Source organism: Actinokineospora lacus, assembly GCF_053813445.1.
The window spans coordinates 50,003-70,025 of sequence record NZ_JBQERA010000015.1 but is presented as its reverse complement, the minus strand read 5'-3'; the positions used below and the strand labels follow the sequence as shown (position 1 = coordinate 70,025).

The following is a 20,023-nucleotide window of genomic DNA, read 5'->3' as shown; positions in this document are numbered from 1 at the left end:
TCCTTTACGAGTTGGCGGCGGTGACGAGCCGCCGGAGCAGCCCCTCGATGTCGGCGAGCAGCGCCTCGACGGTCTCCCGCCGGTGGACCTCGGTGCCGAAGTTCATCTCCAGGCGCAGCTCGTCGCCGACTTCGGCGCCGACGAGGTCGAGCCGTCCCGGCCACAGCGTGGCGGGGTCCTGGAGCACGCCGAGGTCCTCGGCGCAGAGGTCGAACAGCTCGTCGGCCGCGGAGATGTCGTCGAAGCCGAACGTGCCGACGAAGTTGACGGTGAGCTGGACGTTCGGCGCGTCCAGCCGGGCGCGGACGGCCGGGTCCGGGTGGGCGTGGCGGAGCAGGCTGTAGCCGATTCCGTTGGCAGGCACGGTCTTGAGCGTCCGCGCGACCGCCTTGACCGCGGTGATGTCGTCGGTCCGCGGCGGCAGCGCGACGCGGATCGGGTAGAGCACCTGGAACCAGCCCATGGTCCGGGTGAGGTCGACGCCGTCGAACAGGGCCTCGCGGCCGTGGCCGGTGGTGGCGATCGTCCACTCCGGACTGCCCGTGCGGTCGGCGGCCAGCGCGACGGTCGCCCACACGAGCAGGTCGTGGATGCCGACCCTGGCGGTCTTCGCCGCGACCCGCAAGCGCCGGGTGAGGTCGGCGTCGAGGGTGCGGGACAGGGAGTCCATGACCCCGAACCGGTTGTCGCCGGGCAGGTCGACGGGGAAGTCCTCGGCGCCGGGGCGCTGCGCCTCCCAGAAGGGCAGCTCGGCCAGCAGCTCCTCGCCGCGGGTGTGGTCGGCGAGCAGCCGCGCCCAGTCGCGGTAGGCGGTGGTCTTGGCGGGCAGTTCGGGCTCCTCCCCCGCTTCCAGCTTCAGCAGCAGGGTCTGGAGGTCTTCCAGGATCAGGGTGCGGGAGACGCCGTCGGTGACCAGGTGGTGGCAGACCACCATGAGCCGGTCGGGCTCGTCGCCGAGTCCGAAGTGGAGCACCTGGGCCAGCGGGCCGTCCAGGCTCAGCTGGGGGTGGCGCTCGTTGAGCACGGCGAGGACGGCCCGCTCGCGCTCGGCGGCGGGCACGTGGGACAGGTCGTGGCTGTGGAAGGGGACGGCGGTCTCGGGGGCGGTGTGCTCGGCCTGCCAGCCCGCGCAGTCGCGGCGGAAGCGCAGCCGCAGCCCGTCGTGGTGCTCGGCGAGGACGCCGACCGCCTTCGCCAGGTGCGCCACCGGGACGGGCCTGCGCAGCCGCAGGTAGTACGGGTGGTTGAAGTGCGCGGGGTCGGCCATGCTCGGGGCGAGGGCCTCGAAGAACCACAGCTGCGCGCCGGTCGCCGGGAAGGTCCCGTCGACGCGGCCCTGCTCGGCGGTGGCGGCCTGCTCGGCGGTGTCCTCGGCGCAGAGCTGGGCGATGGTGGGGCGGGCGGCGAGTTGGCTGGGGACGAGCTTGATCCCGGCCTGGGTGGCCAGCCAGACGACCTGGATCGCGGTCATCGAGTCCCCGCCCAGGGCGTAGAAGTCGTCGTGGACCCCGACCTCGGGCACCCGCAGCACGTCCTGCCAGATCGCGGCGAGCGCCTTCTCCCGCTCGGTGCGCGGGGCCTGCCGCGCGGCGCCGGTCCCGACGCCCGCGATGGCGGCGGCGATGTCCTCCGGGGTGCGCAGTCCGGCGATCTCGGCGGCCAGTTCGGCGGGCATGGCGTAGTCGCCGCCCGCGCCGGGCGGGTCGAGCGGCCAGAGGTGCGCCAGCGCGGCGGGCTCGGCGGGCAGGTCGGCCCGCCGGTGGCCGTCGACGCCGATGGCCAGGACCCCGTCGGCGCTGCCGGTCCCCGCGCTCGGCGAGGTCGTGACGCGGCGGCCGAGGCGGGCCTGCGCGTGGGTGAACGCGGCCAGGTGCCCCGGCGTGGGGAACCGGTCGGGGTCGACGAGCACGGTGCGCACCGGGACGGCGGCGTGCCGGTGCAGGAGCCGGGCCAGCGCGGTGCCGACCAGCACCCCTGGGTCGCCGTCGCCGAGGTCGACCACGGTGGCCAGGCGCGCGAGGCGGTCGGCGGCGTGCCCGAAGACGCCGGGCCACGGGGTGCGGTCCAGGCCGGGGGACGGCGCGACGAGCACGGTCAGCGGCGCGTCGGTGCGCTCCCGCCTGCGGCGCAGCGCCCGGCAGAGCCGGGTGAGGCCGCGTTCGAACTCCCCAACCGCGCCCGGGTTCGGGTCGGCGGGCAGCAGGTCGGCCCAGCGCAGCACCAGGGCGTCGATCTCGCGCCCGCCGAACGGCGCGAGCAGGGGCCGCAGGATCTGCCCGGCCGGCGCGGTCCCCGCCGCCGCGGGCAGCCCGAGCTTGTCCCCCCACCAGGCGAGCACCGGCAGCGCGGAGTCCACCGCGAACGACGACGCGACCGCCAGCGCCGCGGTCCCGGCGCTGGTTTCGGCGGTGGCCCCAGCGGTGGTCCCAGTAGTGCTTTCAGTGGTGCTTTCAGTGGTGGTTTCGGCGGCGACCGGCTCGTCCGGGCGGGCGGAGAGGTCGGCGAGCAGGCCGGTGAACTCGGCGAGCACCGCGCGGGCGTCGTCGAACAGGCCCGCGGTGTGCTCCATGACCGCGGCCAGGCCGCCGTCCTCCGCGGTGAGGGTGAGGAACAGGTCGAAGTCCAGCGCGGTGACCGGGGTGTCCACCGGGACCAGGTCGAGGCCGGGCCAGCTCAGGGCGTCCTCGGGCAGGTCGGCGACGTTGAACGCGCACTGGAACACCGGGTGGCGGCCGTTGCCCCTCGGCAGCCGCATGGCGTCGACCAGGCTGGAGAACGGCAGGTCGAGGTGCTGGTACCCGGCGACGACCGCGCGGTGCACGCGCTGCACGGCCTGCCGGAAGGTGGGCCGCCCGGCCAGGTCGACCCGGACCGGCAGCAGGTCGGTGAAGCAGCCGATCAGGTGCTCCAGCTCCGGGCGGGGCCTGCCCGCCTGCGGCACGCTCAGCGTCACGTCGGACTGGCCGGACTGGCGGGTCAGCAGCAGCGCGTAGGCGGCGAGCAGCGCGGTGAACGGGGTGACCCCCTCGGCCATGGCGAGCCCGCGCACGGCGGTGGCGACGGTGTCGGGGACGTGCGCGGTGACCCGCTCGGTGCGGTTCGGGCCGCGCCGGGTGGTGAACAGGGCGGGGGCGTCGCTGAGCCGCTCCCGCCAGTACGCCACGTGCGGGGCCATCGCCGACTCGGTCAGCAGCTCCCGCTGCCAGGCCGCGTAGTCGGCGAACTGCACGGGCAGCGGCGGCAGGTCGGCGCCGCGCCCGGCGTAGCCCGCGGACAGCTCGGCGAGCAGCACGCCCCAGGAGCTGTTGTCACAGATGATGTGGTGCATCCCGAGGAGCAGGTGGTGCTCGTCCTCGGCGGTGCGCAGCAGCCGCACCCGCAGCAGCGGGCCGCGGGCGAGGTCGTAGTGGTGGGCGGTGTGCGCCTGGATGTGCTCGTCCACATCGGACTGCCCGCGCAGGTCCAGCGGCGGGAGCCAGCAGTCGGCGTGCTCGCGGACGGTCATCACCGGGACGCCGTCGACCTCGGTGAAACCGGTGCGCAGGATCTCATGCCTGGCCACCACGGCGGCCAGCGCCGCGCGCAGCGCCTCGACGTCGAGGTCCCCGCGCAGCAGCACCGCGACGGTGGTGTTGTGCCGGGTGGGGTCGCCGTCGAGCTGCCCGACCGCCCACAGCCGCTGCTGGATGGCCGACAGGCCGAGGCCGCCGTCGCGGGGTACCGGGACCAGTTCATGCGCGCTCTGCTCGGCGGACTCGGCGACCAGCTCGGCGATGGCGGCGATGGTGGGCGCGGCGAACAGGGCGTGCAGGGAGACGTCGGCGCCGAACTCGGCGTGCACGCGGGACAGCAGCTGGGTGGCGAGCAGGGAGTGCCCGCCCAGCGCGAAGAAGTCGTGCGTGACGCCGACCTCGTCGAGCCCGAGGACCTGCCGCCACAGCGCGGCCAGCCGCTCCTCGGTGGGGTTGCGCGGCGCGACCGGCGGGCTGTCCAGCGCGGCGGTGGCGGTCCTGGCGGGGGCGGCGCGCTCGGCGAGGGCGACCGGCGGGGCCAGGTCGGGACGGGCGCCCGGGTGGGCGGCCACCGCGCCGAGGTCGTGCAGCCGGGCGGTGACCAGGGTGGCCAGGGCGGCGAACATCTCGGCGGTGTACGGGACGTGGGCGAGCTTGTCGGCCTGGGCGTCGTGCGGGGTGCCCACGGGGTACTCGCGGGCCCAGTCGGCGAACCAGACCGGGTGCACGCCGTCGAGGGTGTCGGCCAGCTCGGCCAGGCGGTCGTCGAGCCCGCCCAGCACGGGCGCCCACCCGGCGAACGCCGGGGAGGCCGGGCACACCACGACCAGCAGCGGCACGGCGGCGCGGGCGCGGTGCGCGCGGATCGCGGCGGCGAAGTCCGCCCACGCGGCGTCCAGGGCGGCCGGGGTGGCCTCGGCGTGGCGCAGCCAGTCCTCCCAGCGCACCAGCGCCACGTCGGCGAGGCTGCCGGACGGGCCGCCGATCAGGTGCTGCACGAGCTGCTGGTACGGGGCCAGTTCCAGGCCGAGCGGCACGCCGAGGACACCGGTGAGGGTGTCCATCGGGTCGCGGAGCGGGTCGGCGGTGAAGGTCGAGGCCACCGACACGGTGTGCCTGCGCAGCGCGGGCGCCTCGTCCAGGGCGCGGTCTTGGCCGTCGGCGATGGCGGCGAGCACCTCGGGCAGCCGCTCGGCGATTCGGTCCACAGTGGAGTCGAAGTAGAGGTCGGCGTTGTAGCCGATCTCGCCGCGCAGCTCGCCGTCCACTCTGGACAGCACGACGAACAGGTCGAAGTCGGTCAGCCCGCTGTCGACCTCGACCGGGCGGAACTCCACTCCCCCGGCGGCGCGCGGCCCGGACGGGGCGTCGGTGATGCTGACCATGACCTGGAACAGCGGGTTGCGGCTCGGGTCGCGCGGCGGGTCGACCGCCTCGACCACGCGGGCGTACGGCGCGTCCTGGTGCGCGTGCGCCTCGCTGATCGCGCGGTGGGTGCCGCGCAGCACGTCGGTGACGGTCGCCTCGCCGGGCACGTCCACCCGCAGCACCAGCATGTTCGCGAAGGAGCCGACCACCGGCTCCAGCTCGGTGCGCGGCCTGCCCGCCACCGGCATGCCCAGCAGGACGCTCTCCTGGCCGCTCGCCTGCCGGACCATCGCGGCGAACGCGGTCAGCACCAGCGCGTTGAGGGTCACCCCGGTGCGGCGGGCCCGCTCGGCGAGGGCGGCGGTCAGCTCGGCGCCGACGGTGATCCGGCGTTTGCCGCCCCGGTGGGTCCGCACCGCCGGGCGGGGCCGGTCGGTGGGCAGGGTGGAGCTGGTGGGGCAGTCGGCGAGCTTGGCGCGCCAGTAGTCCAGGTGCGCGCCGAGGGTGGCGGCGGTGAGCCTGCGCCGCTCGGCGGCCGCGTGCGCGCCGAAGGACGTGGTGGGCGCCGGGAGGTCCTGGCCCCCGTACAGCGCGGCCAGGTCGCGGCCGAAGACCTCCGAGGACGCGGCGTCGAACACGATGTGGTGCGCGGCGACCAGCAGCAGGTGCTCGCGCTCGGCGAGAACCACCAGCCGGACCGCGACCAGCGGCGCGGTGGACAGGTCGAAGCCGTGGCGGGCGTGCTCGGCGGCCACTCGCTCGGCGGCGGCCTCGCGCTCTCCGGCGGGCAGGCCGGTGAGGTCGGTGACCGGCAGCGGCAGCGGCGCGGTGTCGTGGACGCGCTGGCGCAGCTCACCGCCGCGCTCGGTGAACGAGGTGCGCAGCGCGGGGTGGCGGCGGACGGTCTCGGCCAGCGCCCGCGCCAGGGCGGACCGGTCGAGCGCGCCGGTGAGGCGCAGGCCGAAGGCGATGGCGTAGGCGGGGTTGCCGGGGTCGAGCCGGTCGAGGAACCAGAGCTGCTCCTGGGTGAAGGAGAGCGGCTGGTCGGCGGCGCGCTCGCGCAGCCGCAGCTCGAGGAGCCTGCGCTGCTCCGGGGTGAGGTCGGACAGCTGGGTGTCGGTCATGGCTGAGGGGTCTCCTGGGCGTGTGCGCGGTCCAGCTCGGCCCGCAGCGTTTCCGGTGACATGTCGCGGATCTCGGCGAGCAGCCGGGCGATCTCGGCCGACTCGGCTGGGTCGGCCGTCTCGGTGGGCCGGGTGGTCCTGGCCAGCTCGGCGAGGCGGGCGGGGGTGGACGCGGTGAAGATCGCGCCCGCCGGGAGGGTGACGCCGAGGGCGTCGCCGATCCTGGCCAGGATCTGGGTGGCCAGCAGGGAGTGCCCGCCCAGCTCGAAGAAGTCGTCGCCGGGGGCGATCCGGTCGACCCCGAGCAGTTCCCGCCAGATCCCGGTGACCACGGCCAGCTCGTCGTCGGGCGCGGCGGCGGCCACGACCACCGCGGGCGCGCGCGTGGGCTGCTCGACGGGCGCGGCGCCGGGCATGTCGACCCAGTGCCGGTCGCGGGCGAACGGGTAGCCGGGCAGCGGGACGCGGTGGCGGCGCTCGTCGGCGGTCAGCGCGGTCAGGTCGACCCGCGCGCCCGCCGCCCACAGCCTGCCCGCCGCGGCCAGCACGGTGTCGAGGTCGTGGCGGTCTTCTCGCGGGTGGCGCAGCGAGGAGAACACCGCGTGGCCGCCCTCGGCGAGGCGGTGCCTGCGGGCCAGCGTCGCCAGGGTCGTGCCGGGGCCGGTCTCCAGCAGCAGCGCGGGGCCGTCGGCCAGCAGGGTCCGCAGGCCGTCGCTGAACCGGACCGCCTGCCGGGCCTGGCCCGCCCAGTAGCCGGGGTCGGTGGCCTGGCCCGCGGTGATCCAGTGGCCGGTCACGTTGGAGACGAAGGGAATCCGGGGCGCGGACAGGGTCACCCCGGCCACCCGCTCGGCGAACTCGGGCAGCATCGGCTCGATCATCGCCGAGTGGAACGCGTGCGAGGTGCGCAGCGGCTTGGCGGCGACCCCCGCCTCGGCGAGCCGGGCGGCGAACCGCTCGATCGCCGCGCCCGGTCCGGCCACGGTGGACATGTCCGGTGCGTTGCCCGCGGCCAGGCACACCTCGCCGTCGAGCTCCAGGTCGTCCGCGCCGAGCGGGACGGCCAGCATCGAGCCGCCGGGCAGGGCGTCCATCAGGGCGCCGCGGGCGGCGACCAGGGCGAGCGCGTCCGGTAGGGACAGCACCCCCGCCAGGCAGGCGGCGGTGTACTCGCCGACGCTGTGGCCGAGCATCGCCGTGGGCGTGACACCCCAGTGCGCCCACAGCCGCGCCAGGGAGTGCTGCACGGCGAACAGGGCGGGCTGGGTGTAGCGGGTGCGGTCGAGGCGGTCGGTGTGCTCGCCGTGCAGCAGGGCGATCAGGTCGACGTCCAAGTGCGGGCGCAGCAGCTCGGCGCACTCGTCCAGGGCGGCGCGGAACACCGCCTCGGCGGCGTACAGGTCGCGGGCCATGCCGGGGTACTGGCTGCCCTGTCCGGGGAACAGCAGGACCACGCCACGCCGGTGCTCGCGCTGCTCGTTCGTCCACACCGGACCGTCCGTGCCGTCGAGCAGGGCGGCGGCCTCGGCCCGGTCGGCGCACACCAGCGCCATCCGGTGCGGCAGCGTGGTGCGCCTGCCCACGCGCAGGGTGTGCGCGGCGTCGGCGAGGTCGGGCGCGTCCGGGGCGCGCAGGGCAGTGGCCAGCCGGGTCCGGCTCTCGGCGAGGGCGTCGGCGGTCGCCGCGCTGAGCACCAGGAGCTGGCGCGGCCGGGCCTGCCCGGACGGGACGGGGGTGGGCGGCTGCTCCAGCACGGCGTGCGCGTTGGTGCCGCCCATGGCGAACCCGCTCACCCCGGCCCGGCGCGGGCCGTCGACCGGCCACCCGGCGGGCTCGGTGGGGAGGAAGAACGGGCCCGCGTCGATGCCGGTCTCCGGGTTGGCGGTCTCGAAGTACGGGCTGGGCGGGATCACACCGTCGCGGACCGCGAGCGCCGCCTTGACGAACCCGGCGATCCCGGCCGCGGCGTCGAGGTGCCCGATCTGCGCCTTCACCGAGCCGAGGCCGCACGCGGCGGGCGGGGTGGTGAAGGCGCGGGTGAGGGCGGCGACCTCGATCGGGTCGCCCATGGCGGTCCCGGTGCCGTGCGCCTCGACGTACCCAATGGTCGCCGAGTCCACACCGGACACCTCGTGCGCCGCCCTGATCACCCGGGCCTGGCCCGCCACGCTCGGCGCGGTGAAGCCGACCTTGTCGGCGCCGTCGTTGTTGACCGCGGTGCCCTTGACGACGGCGTGGACGGTGTCGCCGTCGGCCAGCGCCGCGGCCAGCGGGCGCAGCACGACCGCGGCCAGGCCGTTGCCCGCCACCGCGCCACCCGCGGCGGCGTCGAAGGGCAGGCAGCGCCCGTCCGGGGACAGGATGCCGCCCTCGGTGTGCAGGTAGCCCTCGTGCAGTGGCGGCCGCACCGACACCCCGCCCGCCACCGCGGTGTCGCAGTCGCCGCTCAGCAGCGCCTGGCAGGCCAGGTGCACGGCCACCAGCGACGACGAGCAGGCGGTCTGCACGGTGATCGCCGGGCCGGTCAGGTCGAGGTGGTAGGCGACCCGGCCGGCGAGGGTGTCCTTGTCGTTGGCCAGGATCAGGTCCATGGCGCTGAGCCCGCCGGGCACGGCCGGGTTGTCGAGCAGGTTGCGCAGCAGGTAGGTGTTGAAGCTCGCCGAGGCGTACACCCCGGTGACGCCGCCGCCGCCGAGGTGCCCGGCGTGCTCGAGGGCGTGCCACGCGCACTCCAGGAACAGCCGGTGCTGCGGGTCGAGCACGGCGGCGTCGCGCGGGCTGTAGCCGAAGAACCGCGCGTCGAAGTGCGCCACGCCGTCGAGCGCGCCGCCGACGGGCACGTGCCGGGGGTCGGCCCGCAGCGCGTCGGGAACGCCCGCCGCGGTCATCTCCTCGTCGGTGAACCGCCGCAGCCCGACGGTCCCGTCCAGCGCCGCCCGCCAGAACTCATCCACAGTGGATGCTCCGGGGAAGCGCCCGGCCAGGCCGACGACGGCGATCTCCAGTCCGCTCAGCTCGCTCATCTCATGCCTCCCGGGCCGACGCGGCGCGGCGGGCCAGCAGGGCGCGGCGCCCCGTGGCCAGGTCGCGGCCGGTCTCGATCGCGGTGTCGGCGCCCTCGAAGTGCGCGGCGAGGGCGTGAACGGTGGGGAAGGTGAACAGGGTGACCGCGGGGATGTCGCGGCCGAGGGTCTCGGCGAGCCGGGCGCGGGTCTTGGCCAGCAGCAGGGAGTTGCCGCCGACGTCGAAGAAGTTGTCGTCGGCGCCGATGCGCTCGACCCGCAGCACCTCGCGCCAGACCTCGACGATCGCCCGCTCCAGCGGGGTGCCCGCCGGGACGAGCGCCCGCTCGCCCGCCGCGGCCTCGGGCGCGGGCAGGGCGGCGCGGTCGAGCTTGCCGCTGGCGTTGCGCGGAATGGTGTCCACCGGCACGAACGCCGAGGGCACCATGTACTCCGGCAGGCTCTGGCGCAGCGCGGCGCGCAGCGCGGCCGCGTCCACCGCCCGCCCGTCCTCGGCGACGACGTAGGCCACCAGCCGCACGTCCCCGGGCACGTCCTCGCGGGTCACCACGACCGCGGCCCGCACGCCGTCGCAGGCGCCGATCGCGGCCTGGACCTCACCGAGTTCGACGCGGTAGCCGCGCACCTTGACCTGGTCGTCCATCCGGCGCAGGAACTCGATCCTCCCGTCGGCCCGGAACCGGGCCAGGTCGCCGGTGCGGTAGAGCCGGGCGCCGGGGCGGCCGCTGAACGGGTCCGGCACGAACCGGTCGGCGGTCAGCGCGGGCTTGCCCAGGTAGCCCCGGACGACCCCGACCCCGCCGACGCACAGCTCCCCCGGCACGCCCACCGGCACCGGCTCCAGGTGCGCGTCGAGGATGTGGCACTCGTTCGCGGCGACCGGGTGGCCGATCGGCAGCGGGTTCTCCGTGCCGTCGCAGGGGGTCGAGGTGACCCAGATGCTGGTCTCGGTGGGGCCGTAGATGTTGGTGAACTCCCGGCCCGGCGCCCAGCGGGCGGCGACCTCGGCCGGGCACGCCTCCCCGCCCGCCATGACGGTCCGCAGGCCGGGCACGGCGGCCGGGTCCATCAGGCGCAGCACGGTCGGCGGCAGCCCGGCCACGGTGACGCCGTTGTCGTTGATGGTGCGGGCCAGGTCGGGGCCGGGCTGCAGGTCCGCGCGGGCGGCCAGGACGAGCGTCGCGCCCGCGGTGAGGCTGGACATGATGTCGGCGACGGAGACGTCGAAGCCGAAGGAGGCGAACTGCAGCACCCGGTCGGCCGCGGTGATGCCCGCGAGCCGGACCAGTTCGTCGACGAGGTTGCAGACCCCGGCGTGCGGGACCATGACGCCCTTGGGCTTGCCGGTCGAGCCGGAGGTGTAGATCACGTAGGCCAGGTCGTCGGGTTCGGTGATCCGCTGTGGACGGTGCGCGGGGCCGGAGACCTCTGTCAGGAAAAGGGTGGGGACGTCGGCGGGCAGGGTGCCCGCCAGCTCCGGGGTGGTGAGGACGATCCGGGCGCCGGAGTCGCCGAGCATGTAGGCGATCCGCTGGGCCGGGTGCACCGGGTCGAGCGGCACGTAGGCCGCGCCGGACTTCAGCACGCCCTGCATCGCGACGACCAGTTCCAGCGAGCGGGGCAGGCAGATCCCGACCAGGCTCCCCCGCCCGACGCCCGCGGCGCGCAGGTGGTGGGCGAGCTGGTTGGCGCGGGCCTCCAGCTCGGCGTAGGTCATGGCGCCCGACTCGAACACCAGCGCCGTGGCGTCCGAGGTGCGGTCGGCGGTGGCCTCGGCCAGCTCGTGCACCAGGCGGCCTGCCTGGCGGGCCCGCGTCGGCGGGTTCCAGGTCCGCAGCACGCGCTCGCGCTCGGCGTCGGTGAGGATCGGGAGCCGGTCGACGGGCCGCTCCGGGTCGGCGATGCCCGCGGTGAGCAGGGTCCGCAGGTTCCCGAGCAGCGCCTGGGCGGTGGCGGGCTCGTAGAGCGCGCTGTCGTACTCCAGCGACCCGGCGATCCGCCCGGCGGTGGCGGTCAGCGCCAGTTCGAGGTCCCACTTGGCGGTCCCCGAGTGCGACTCCACCCGCTCGACGGCCAGGCCGGGCAGGGTGAGGATGTCGGACTCGCTGTCCTCCACGCCGACCAGCGTCTGCACCACCGGGTGGTGGGCGGTGCTGCGCGGCGGGCGGACGGCGTCGACCACGGCCTCGAACGGCAGGTCCTGGTGGGCCTGGGCGGCCAGGACGGTCTCCCGCACCGCCGCCAGCAGCGCCCGGAACCCGGCGGCCGGGTCGATCCGGGTGCGCAGGGCCAGGGTGTTGACGAAGAAGCCGACGGTGCCCTCGGTCTCCTCCCGGCCCCGGTTGGCCACGTTGGTGCCGACGACCAGGTCGGTCTGCCCGGTGCGGCGGTGCAGCAGGACGTTCCAGGCGGCCACCAGCACCATGAACGGGGTGACCCGCTCGGCGCGGGCGAACGCCGCCAGCCGCTCGGCCAGCTCGCCGGGCCAGGTGAACCGCTGGATGCCGCCCGCCATGGACAGCACCGCGGGCCGGGCGTGGTCGGTGGGCAGCTCCAGCACCGGGGGCGCGCCGTCGAGGGCGGCGACCCAGTGCGCGCGCAGCTCGTCGCCCGCAGGGCCCGCCAACCACTCGGTCTGCCAGCGGCTGAAGTCCTGGTAGCGCAGCGGCTCCGGGCCGAGGTCCGGTTCCTGTCCGTCCACAAGCGACTCATAGGCGGCGGCCAGCTCGGCGAACAGGAGCTTGGTGCTCCAGCCGTCGCAGACGATGTGGTGCAGGGTGACCAGCAGCAGGTGGTCGTCGGCGCCGAGCCGGACCAGGCGGGCGCGAACGGGCGCCTCGGTGGCCAGGTCGAACGGCGTGCGGGCCTCGGCGTCGGCCAGGGCGCGCGGGTCGGCGGGCCCGCCGGCGGTCTCCAGGGCGAAGGGCGGCTCGGGCAGGATCATCTGCCGGGGCTCGCCGCGCAGGTCCAGGAACACCGTGCGCAGCGACTCGTGCCGCGTGCCGAGCAGGCGCAGGGCCTCGGCGAGCGCGGTGACGTCGAGCCCGCCACGCAGCCGGAAGGCGTACGGCACGTTGTGCGCGGGTCGGCCGGGGTGCAGCTGCTCCAGCAGCCAGAGCCTGCGCTGCCCGGAGGACACCGGGTGGACGTCGAACTCCGCGCCCCGCTCCGCGATCCGCGCGGCGAAGGCGGCGCGGCGCTCGGGGGTCAGCGCCCGCAGGCGCTTCAGTACCTCAGACATGGGTGGTCTCCGGGTCAGGCGTCGGCGGGCTCGTCGAGCCCGGCGATCAGGTCGGCGACGGACAGGGCGGCGCGGTCGCCCGCGGTGAGCGCGGGTGTGGCGGGCGCGGGTGTGGCGGGCGCGGGTGTGGCGGGCGCGGGTGTGGCGGGCGCGGGTGTGGCGGGCGCGGCGCCGAGGCGCTCCACCTCGGCGTCCACTTTGGCGGCCAGCCCGGCGACGGTGGGGTGGTCGAACAGCAGCCGCAGCGGCACCTCCACCCGCAGCTCCCCGGCGATCCTCGACACCAGCCGGGTCGCCTTGAGCGAGTGGCCGCCCAGGTCGAAGAAGTTGGCGTCGCGGCCGACCGGGCCGGTGCCCAGCACCGCGGCCCACACCTCGGCCACCCGGCGCTCGGTCGGGGTGCGCGGCTCGGCGTCGGCGGTGCCGGCGGTGGCGGCGGTCGGGCCGGGCTCGGGCAGGGCGCGCGGGTCGAGCTTGCCGTTGCGGGTGACCGGGAAGGCGTCGAGCGCGACCAGCGCGGCGGGCACGAGGAAGGCGGGCAGCTCCGCGCGCAGCCGCGCCATGAGGGCCGCGGTGTCCACGTCCGCGGGGGTGACGTAGCCGACCAGCACCGGGTCGCCGCCGCCGTCCACCCTCGGGGTCACCACCGCGGCGGTCACCGGGCCCGCGGCCAGCAGCGCGGCCTCGACCTCGCCGGGCTCGACGCGGAACCCGCGGATCTTGACCTGCCGGTCGACCCGGCCCAGGTACTCCACCGCGCCGTCAGGCCGCAGCCGGGCCAGGTCGCCGGTCCGGTAGAGCCGGGCGCCGGACCTGCCGCCGAGGTGGTCGGGGACGAACTTCTCCGCGGTCAGCCCGGGGCGGCCCGCGTAGCCGCGGGCGACCCCGTCGCCGCCGACGCACAGCTCCCCCACCACGCCGACCGGGACCGGCTCCAGGTACTCGTCCAAGACATAGAGCTGGGTGTTGTTCAGCGGGCGCCCGATCGGGACGCGGCCGTCGTCGGCGCGCACCTCCGAGCACTCGTGCCAGCTCGCGAAGGTGGTGGTCTCGGTGGGGCCGTAGCCGTTGACGACGTGCGCGGGCCGGTCGGCGCGGGCGGCCAGCGCGGCGACCGCGGCGGTGTCGGGCTGCTCCCCGCCGAAGACGAAGTGGCGCAGCCCGGCCAGGGCCTCGGGCGCGGTCCTGGCGACGTGCATCGCCAGGGACGTGGTGAGGAACAGGGTGTCGATCTCGTTGGCGCGCAGCCACGGGCCGAGTCGGGTCGGGTCGATGGCCACGTCCTTGGGCATCCCGACCAGTCGGCCGCCGGTCAGCAGGGCGCCCCACAGCTCGAAGGTGGCCGCGTCGAAGGTGGTGGTGCTGGCCTGCGCCACCCGGTCGCCGGGGGCGAAGGTGACGTAGCTGGTCTCCAGCACCAGCCGGGCCACGTTGCGGTGGGTCACGCACACGCCCTTCGGCGTGCCGGTCGAACCCGAGGTGTACATGACGTACGCCAGGTCGTCCGGAGTGGACGTCCGCTGTGGACTCATTGATGGAACCGTCTCGGCAACTGCGATGTCGACGACGGTCGTGCCCGGGAGGGAGGTCCGGGCACGGCCGTCGGCGATCACGACCGCGGTCCCGGAGTCGGCGCACAGCGTGGCGAGCCGGTCGGCCGGGTAGTCCGGGTCCAGCGGGAGGTACGCGGCCCCGGCCTTGAGCGCGGCCAGCGCGGCCACCACCCAGTCCAGGCCGCGCTCCAGGTGGATGCCCACCGGGGCGCCGACGGCGGCTCCCGCGTGGATCAGGCGCTGCGCCAGGCTTTCCGCGGCCCGGTCCAGCTCGGCGTAGGTGAGGCGGCGGTCGCCGTACTCGACGGCGACGTCACCGGCGTGCCGGGCGACGGCGTCGGCGAACAGCTCGACCAGGGTGGCGTCGGCCGGGTAGGCGGTGGCGTTGTCGTTGAGCGCGGTGACGATGTGCTCGCGCTCGTCCGCGCGCAGCGGCGACAGGTTCGACATCCGCTCGCCGGACCCGGTCAGCTGGTCGAGCACCAGCAGGAAGCGGTCGGCCAGCTCGGCGATGTCGGCGCGGCCGTGCCGGGCGGTGCGGAACTTGACCCACCCGCGCAGCTCGCCCGCGCCGGAGTCGGGCAGCTGCACTTCGAGGTCGTAGAGCCCTTCCAGGCTGGTGCCCTGGGTGAAGGCGAACTCGCAGCCTCCGGCGGCGCGCGGCCCGGCCAGCGGCGGCGGGCAGGCGAACACCACCTGGAAGACCGGGTGCCGGTCGACCTCGCGCTCGGCGCCGACGGCGCGCACCACCTGGTGGAACGGCGCGTCCCGCAGCTCCAGGGCGGTGATCACCGCGTCACGGGCCCGGTCCATCGCCTCGGCGGGCGTCGGGTCGCCGTCCAGGCGCAGCCGCAGGGCCAGCATGTTGACGAAGTAGCCGACCAGGTCCTCGGCGTCGTCCCGGCCCGCAGACGGGGTCCCGACCACCAGGTCGCGGGCCCCGGTCACCCGGTGCAGCAGCACGGAGAACGCCGTCAGCAGCACCATGAACGGCGAGGACCGCCTGGCGCGGGCCAGCGTCCTGACCTTCTCGGCCAGCGGCGCGGGCACCACCAGCGGCAGCGCCTCGGCGCCGAAGTCCGCGACGGCGGGCCTGCTGCGGGCGTTCGGCAGCTCGATCGGGTCGGGCAGGTCGGCGAGCACGCCGCGCCAGCGCTCCACCGCGGCTGCGTGGTCCCGCGCGGGGACGGCGTCGCGGTAGCGGCCGGAGAGCGCGGGCAGCGCGGGCTCGCGGCCCTCGACGGCGGCCTGGTAGCAGGTCAGCAGCTCGTCCTGGATGATCGCGACGGACGCGCCGTCCACGGCGATGTGGTGGATGAGCAGCACCAACCGGTGGCTGTTCTCGTTGTGGCGCAGCAGAAGCGCGCGCAGTGGCAGGCCGCTGGCAATGTCGATCGGGCGGGCCAGCTCGGCGTGGACCGCCGCGGTGTCGACGACCTCCTCGATGGCCACGGCCGCGTCGGCCGCGATCCGGGCGACCAGGCCGCCGGGGCCGCTGGTGTAGGAGGTCCGCAGCGGCTCGTGCCGGGCCACCACCGAGGTCAGCGCCGTGGCGAGCGCGGCGGTGTCCAGCGGTCCGGTGATGTCGACGTACACCGGTACGGTGTGGACGGTCGCGCCGTGGACGAGGTGGTCGAAGAACCACACCTGCTCCTGGCCCGCGGTCGCCGCGGCCTGTTCGACGCGGCCCTGCTGGGTTCCTTGCACTGTCACAGCGCACCTTCCTTGACGGCGCGGCGGGCGGTGTCGTGCGCGGCCGCGATGACCGGGGACGGGTCGTGGTTGAGGTGGAAGTGGCCGCCGGGCCGCTCGACCAGGTCGAACCCGGCCGTGGTGTGCGCGGCCCACGCCGCGACGTCGGCAGGTGCGGCCAGCGGGTCGGCGACCGCGCCGAACGCGGTCACCGGACAGTCCACAGTGGAGTTTGTGGAGCCCAGGTAGTCGAAGCACAGCCGCAGGTCGGCGCGGACCGTGGGCAGCAGAAGCGCCAGCATCTCCTGGTTCGCCAGCAGGTCGGCGGGCGCGCCGCCGAGGCGGGTGACCCAGGCGGTGAGCCCGGCGTCGTCGAGCCGGTGCGGCGCGTCCCCGAACGGCAGCGCGGGCGCCTTCGACGAGGACACGAGCAGCCGCTCCACCTCGGGCAGCCCGCGGGCGGTCTCGAAGGCGACCAGCGCGCCCATGCTGTGCCCGAACAGGGCGACCGGTGGGCGCAGGTGCGCGGCGACGGCCTCGGCCAGCGGTCCGGCGACGGCGGCCATGTCGGCGCGGGCGGGCTCGCCGAAGCGCCGCTCCCGGCCGGGCAGCTGGGCGAGCACCAGCTCGACGCTGTCGTCCAGCAGCTCGGCCCACGCCCCGTACGCCGCCGCCGCGCCGCCCCCGGCGTAGGGCACGCACACCAGGCGCAGTGCCGCGCCCGGTCGCGGCCTCGGCCGGAAAAGCCAGTTGGTTCCCACGGTTCGCCTCCCTCGTCGCAGGGCAAAAGCTACGAAACCGCTCTTCCGATGCCCTCTGGGAAAGGTGATGGCGGCCTTCGATACCGCTCGGACCGAGAAATCCGCGCGCGACAGGACAGGTCACACCGAAAAGCCGGCCCACGCTAAAGCGGCGCTAAGGCAACCTGAACCGCACCCGAAGGCCCGCTAGCCGGAAAAGCGGAACGGCCCGCCGATGTGGACACCCACATCGGCGGGCCGTTCCGCTTTTCCGGCTAGCGGGCCATGTCAGGGATCTAACGGGCCATGTCGGGGATTCTGAGCAGCGTCGGCGGCAGCCCTTCCGGGGAGGTCTGCACCCCGATCTCCGCCATCCGCTCCAGGTACAGCTCGTAGCGGCGGCGGGCCTCCCCGTACCGGCCCGCCTCGTACAGGGTCCGCACCAGGCGCAGGTGCGCGCCCTCGTCGTAGCAGTCCTGCTCGAGCAGCCCGCCGAGGTAGCCGATGCGCTGGTCGGGGTCGCGGACCAGGCGCACCAGGGCGCGCAGCACCACCGCGTGCGCCTCGCGCACCTCCTCTCGGACCTGGACCGCCCAGTCCTCGTACAGGTTCTCGGTCAGGAACTCGCCGTGGTGCAGTTCCTCGGCCGCGGTGTAGAGCGCGTGGGCGGCCGGGTCGTCGCGGCGGTCGGCGGCGCGGGCCGCGGCCACCGCCCGCAGGAACCGCTCGACGTCGACCTCCACCATGGACAGGTCGAGCGAGACGGTGTCCCGGTCGGCGACCACGGCGTCGGCCTCGCCGCCGAGCACCGCGCGCAGGGTGGACAGCAGCACCGAGAGCCGGTTGTGCGTGCGGTCGGACAGGTCGTCCGGCCACAGCAGCTCGACCAGCCGGTGCCGCGGCGCCGGTCTCCCCCGGTGCGCGATGAGGATTTTCAGCAGGTCGCGGGCCTTCTTCGACTGCCACTCCGCGGTGGGCACCGGCACGCCGTCGCGCAGCACCTGGAAGGTGCCCAGGGTGCGCACCGCGAGCCGGGGCGCCCTGGGCAGGCCGATGCCGAGGAGGTCGGCCATGCCCGCGTCGGGGCGCACCCCGTGGCGGCGCAGCACCGCGTCGGCCTCGGCGCCGTCGTCACCCCGCGCCCTGGCCACGGCCAGCCGGGCCGCCGCGACCCCGACCGGGTCGCCGACCACCCGCCACAGGGCGCCCGCCTCCTCGAGCAGCGCGATCTCGGTCTTGGGGCAGGACGCCGCCACCGCGGCCAGTTGCAGCGCGTCGGCCAGGCCGGGCCGGTCGCGGCGGCTGCCGGTCAGCGCCCTGGCCACGGCCGCGTCCGCGCGGGCGGACTCGCGGTCGCCCGCGAGCAGGTTCACCCAGCCGCGGGCCAGCAGCGCCTGCGAGCGCCAGACCCGCAGCCGCTCGGCCCCGTCGACGGCCTGGTCGGCCAGTTCCATGGCGCTCGCCAGGTCGTCGGCGGCCCTGATCCGGGCCAGGGTCGCCAGCGCGGGCACCCGCAGCGGGTGCGACTCGGCGCAGCCGGTCAGGTACAGCGCCTCGTCGAGGAACGCCTGCGCCTGGCCGGGCTCACCGCGCCTGCGGTGCACGTCGCCGAGGACGACGAGGTTGTAGACGACCTCGCGGGACGCGCCCATCCCGCTGCACAGGGCCTGGCTCTGCGTGGCGTCGGCGAGGGCGTCGTCGAGCCTGCCGAGCTTGGCCGCCGCCCTGGCCCGCACGCTCAGGCAGAACGGCTCGTACCCGGTCCGCCCGGCGGCGCGGCCCAGCGCCAGCACGTCGTCGATCTCGGCCAGCGCCTCGGCCGGGTCGGCCTCCTCGGCCAGGAACCAGGCCCGCTCGGCCCGGATGTTGACCTCGAGCAGGCCGACGCCGCCGCGCCGGGCGTAGTCCAGGGCGCGGTCGTAGTGCATCTCGGCGGTCACCCGGTCGCCGTCGTAGGCCGCGAGCAGAGCCAGCGCCCGGTTGCCCCACGCCTGCGCGGCGTGCGTGCCGCAGCGCTGGGCGGCGTTGGCGCAGCGCACGGCCAGCCGCCGGGCCTCGACGTGGTCGCCGCGCTCGCGGAACCAGCGCGCCGCCAGGAACAGCATCCGGACCTCGCCCAGGCTGGGCACGCGGTCGAAGGTGGTGCGGCGGAACAGCTCCAGGCCCTGCTCGGCCTGCCCGGTCAGGTCGTAGAGGTGGCCCATCCGCCAGGCCAGGCCCGCCCGCACCGGGCCGGTCCCCACGGCGCGGCGGTAGAAGTGCAGGGCGGCCAGCCAGTCGCCCTGGTGCTGCTTGGCGTAGCCCCACACCAGGAACATGCGGGGGTCGGCGCTGTCCTCGGCGGGCAGCTTCTCCAGCGCCGCCAGCACCGCGCCCGCGTGGCCCGCGGCGATGATCTGCTCGTCGCGGGTGAGCAGGAGCCGGGCGACCTCGTCCCAGCGGCCCGCCGCCATCAGGTGCAGCAGGGCCTCGGCGTAGTCGCCTTCCCGCTCGCGGAACACCGCGGCCCGCCGGTGCAGCTCGGCGGCGGCGGCCGGGTCCTGGCCCGCGGTGAGCAGGTCGCGGATCGCCTCGGGCACCGTCCACGACGGCTCGTCGCGGTTCTCGCAGGCGAGCAGGCCGCGGCGGGCCAGCTCGGGCAGCGCGGCGTCGGGATGGCCGAGGGCGGCGACCAGGGCGGCGCTGCTGCGGCCGAGGGTGGCTATCGCGCGCAGCAGGGCCCGGGTGGGCTCGGGCTCGCGGGCCAGCACCCGCGCGGCCAGCTCGGCCAGCACCGGGCCGCCGTGGGCGGGCGGCGGCTCCGGGTCGCCCGCCGCCAGGTGCAGCAGGACCGCGGCGGGCCAGCCCGCGGTGCGCGGCCAGATGGACTCCGCGGCGTCCGGCCCGGCGAGCGCGGCGATCTCCGCGCGGCTGAAGGCCAGGTCGGCCGGGTCGATCCGGTGCGGCGCGCCCGTGAGGGCGAAGGGCAGCGCGTCGTTGGTGAGCAGCACCAGGTGCAGCAGCGCGGGACTGCGCTCGCACAGCCCCGCCAGCAGCCGGGCGCCATCGCCGCCGCGGGCGAGCAGGCCGACGTCGTCGACGACGAGCGTCAGCGGCTCGTCGAGGTGGGCGTCGAGCAGGCCGCAGATGAGCGCCACCAGCGCCTCGACCCGCGCGGTGGTGTCGTCGCCCTCGCCGTAGGCGGTGGTGAACAGCTCGGCGGGCAGCCGCGGCACCCGGTGGCGCAGCGCCCGCAGCAGGTCGCGGGAGAGCCGGGCGACGGAGACCTCGCCGTCGCCGACGCCGAACCAGCACGCCCGCCTGCGCATCGCCCACGAGGCGACCGCGGTGGTCTTCCCCCAGCCCGCGCCCGCCTCCACCACCACGAGCCGGTGCCGCGCGACGGCGTCGTCGAGCACCCGGGTGAGCGCGGGCCGGTCCACCAGCCGCGCGGGCAGCTGCGGTAACCGCGACCGCGCCTGATCATCCTCGCTCGTCTCGCCCACCGGCCCCATCCCGCTCACGACGACCCGCCCCACTGACCACGACCCGACTGTCGGCCGACAAGCACGTCACTCCTCCCCGAGTGGTCGCAACTCCCGTCGACGGGGACCGATCACCAACTGGGCCCCCATCAAGCACATAGTCGTCAGCGGCCCGTGCCCGCGTTAGAGTCCCGCCCACAGTTCGACTAAACAGATCAAGGAACAGTGGCCTTTTGGTCTCATCCGCTGCGCCCGCCGTCAGCGCAATACGCCGGGTCAACTGGACAAACGCGCCCTGACTACTAC

6 protein-coding genes are annotated in these 20,023 nt (G+C 75.7%); all 6 read right to left on the bottom strand.

Going from position 1 to position 20,023, the window contains the following annotated elements:
• Positions 1 to 4: 4 nt before the first annotated feature.
• Entirely contained in the window at positions 5 to 6,004 is a 6,000-nt protein-coding gene (locus ACTG9Q_RS29100) for a condensation domain-containing protein (RefSeq protein WP_455576124.1), read from the bottom strand.
• Complete coding sequence (locus ACTG9Q_RS29095) at positions 6,001 to 9,027, bottom strand: type I polyketide synthase (protein ID WP_455576123.1); 3,027 nt, start codon at positions 9,025 to 9,027, stop codon at positions 6,001 to 6,003. The genes ACTG9Q_RS29100 and ACTG9Q_RS29095 overlap by 4 nt, the downstream gene beginning before the upstream one ends.
• Position 9,028: 1 nt before the next feature.
• A complete protein-coding gene (locus ACTG9Q_RS29090; RefSeq protein ID WP_455576122.1) occupies positions 9,029 to 12,268 on the bottom strand; it encodes a non-ribosomal peptide synthetase in 3,240 nt (1,079 codons plus the stop codon).
• A gap of 14 nt (positions 12,269 to 12,282) precedes the next feature.
• Positions 12,283 to 15,534 carry a non-ribosomal peptide synthetase gene (locus ACTG9Q_RS29085; protein ID WP_455576121.1) on the bottom strand — a complete coding sequence of 1,084 codons (3,252 nt, stop codon included), beginning with the start codon at positions 15,532 to 15,534 and terminating at the stop codon, positions 12,283 to 12,285.
• On the bottom strand, positions 15,531 to 16,274 hold the full coding sequence (locus tag ACTG9Q_RS29080; protein WP_455576120.1) for a thioesterase II family protein: 744 nt from the start codon (positions 16,272 to 16,274) through the stop codon (positions 15,531 to 15,533). The genes ACTG9Q_RS29085 and ACTG9Q_RS29080 overlap by 4 nt, the downstream gene beginning before the upstream one ends.
• A 275-nt stretch (positions 16,275 to 16,549) precedes the next feature.
• Positions 16,550 to 19,738, bottom strand: coding sequence for a BTAD domain-containing putative transcriptional regulator (locus tag ACTG9Q_RS29075; RefSeq protein ID WP_455576119.1), 3,189 nt, complete (start codon positions 19,736 to 19,738; stop codon positions 16,550 to 16,552).
• Positions 19,739 to 20,023 lie beyond the last annotated feature (285 nt).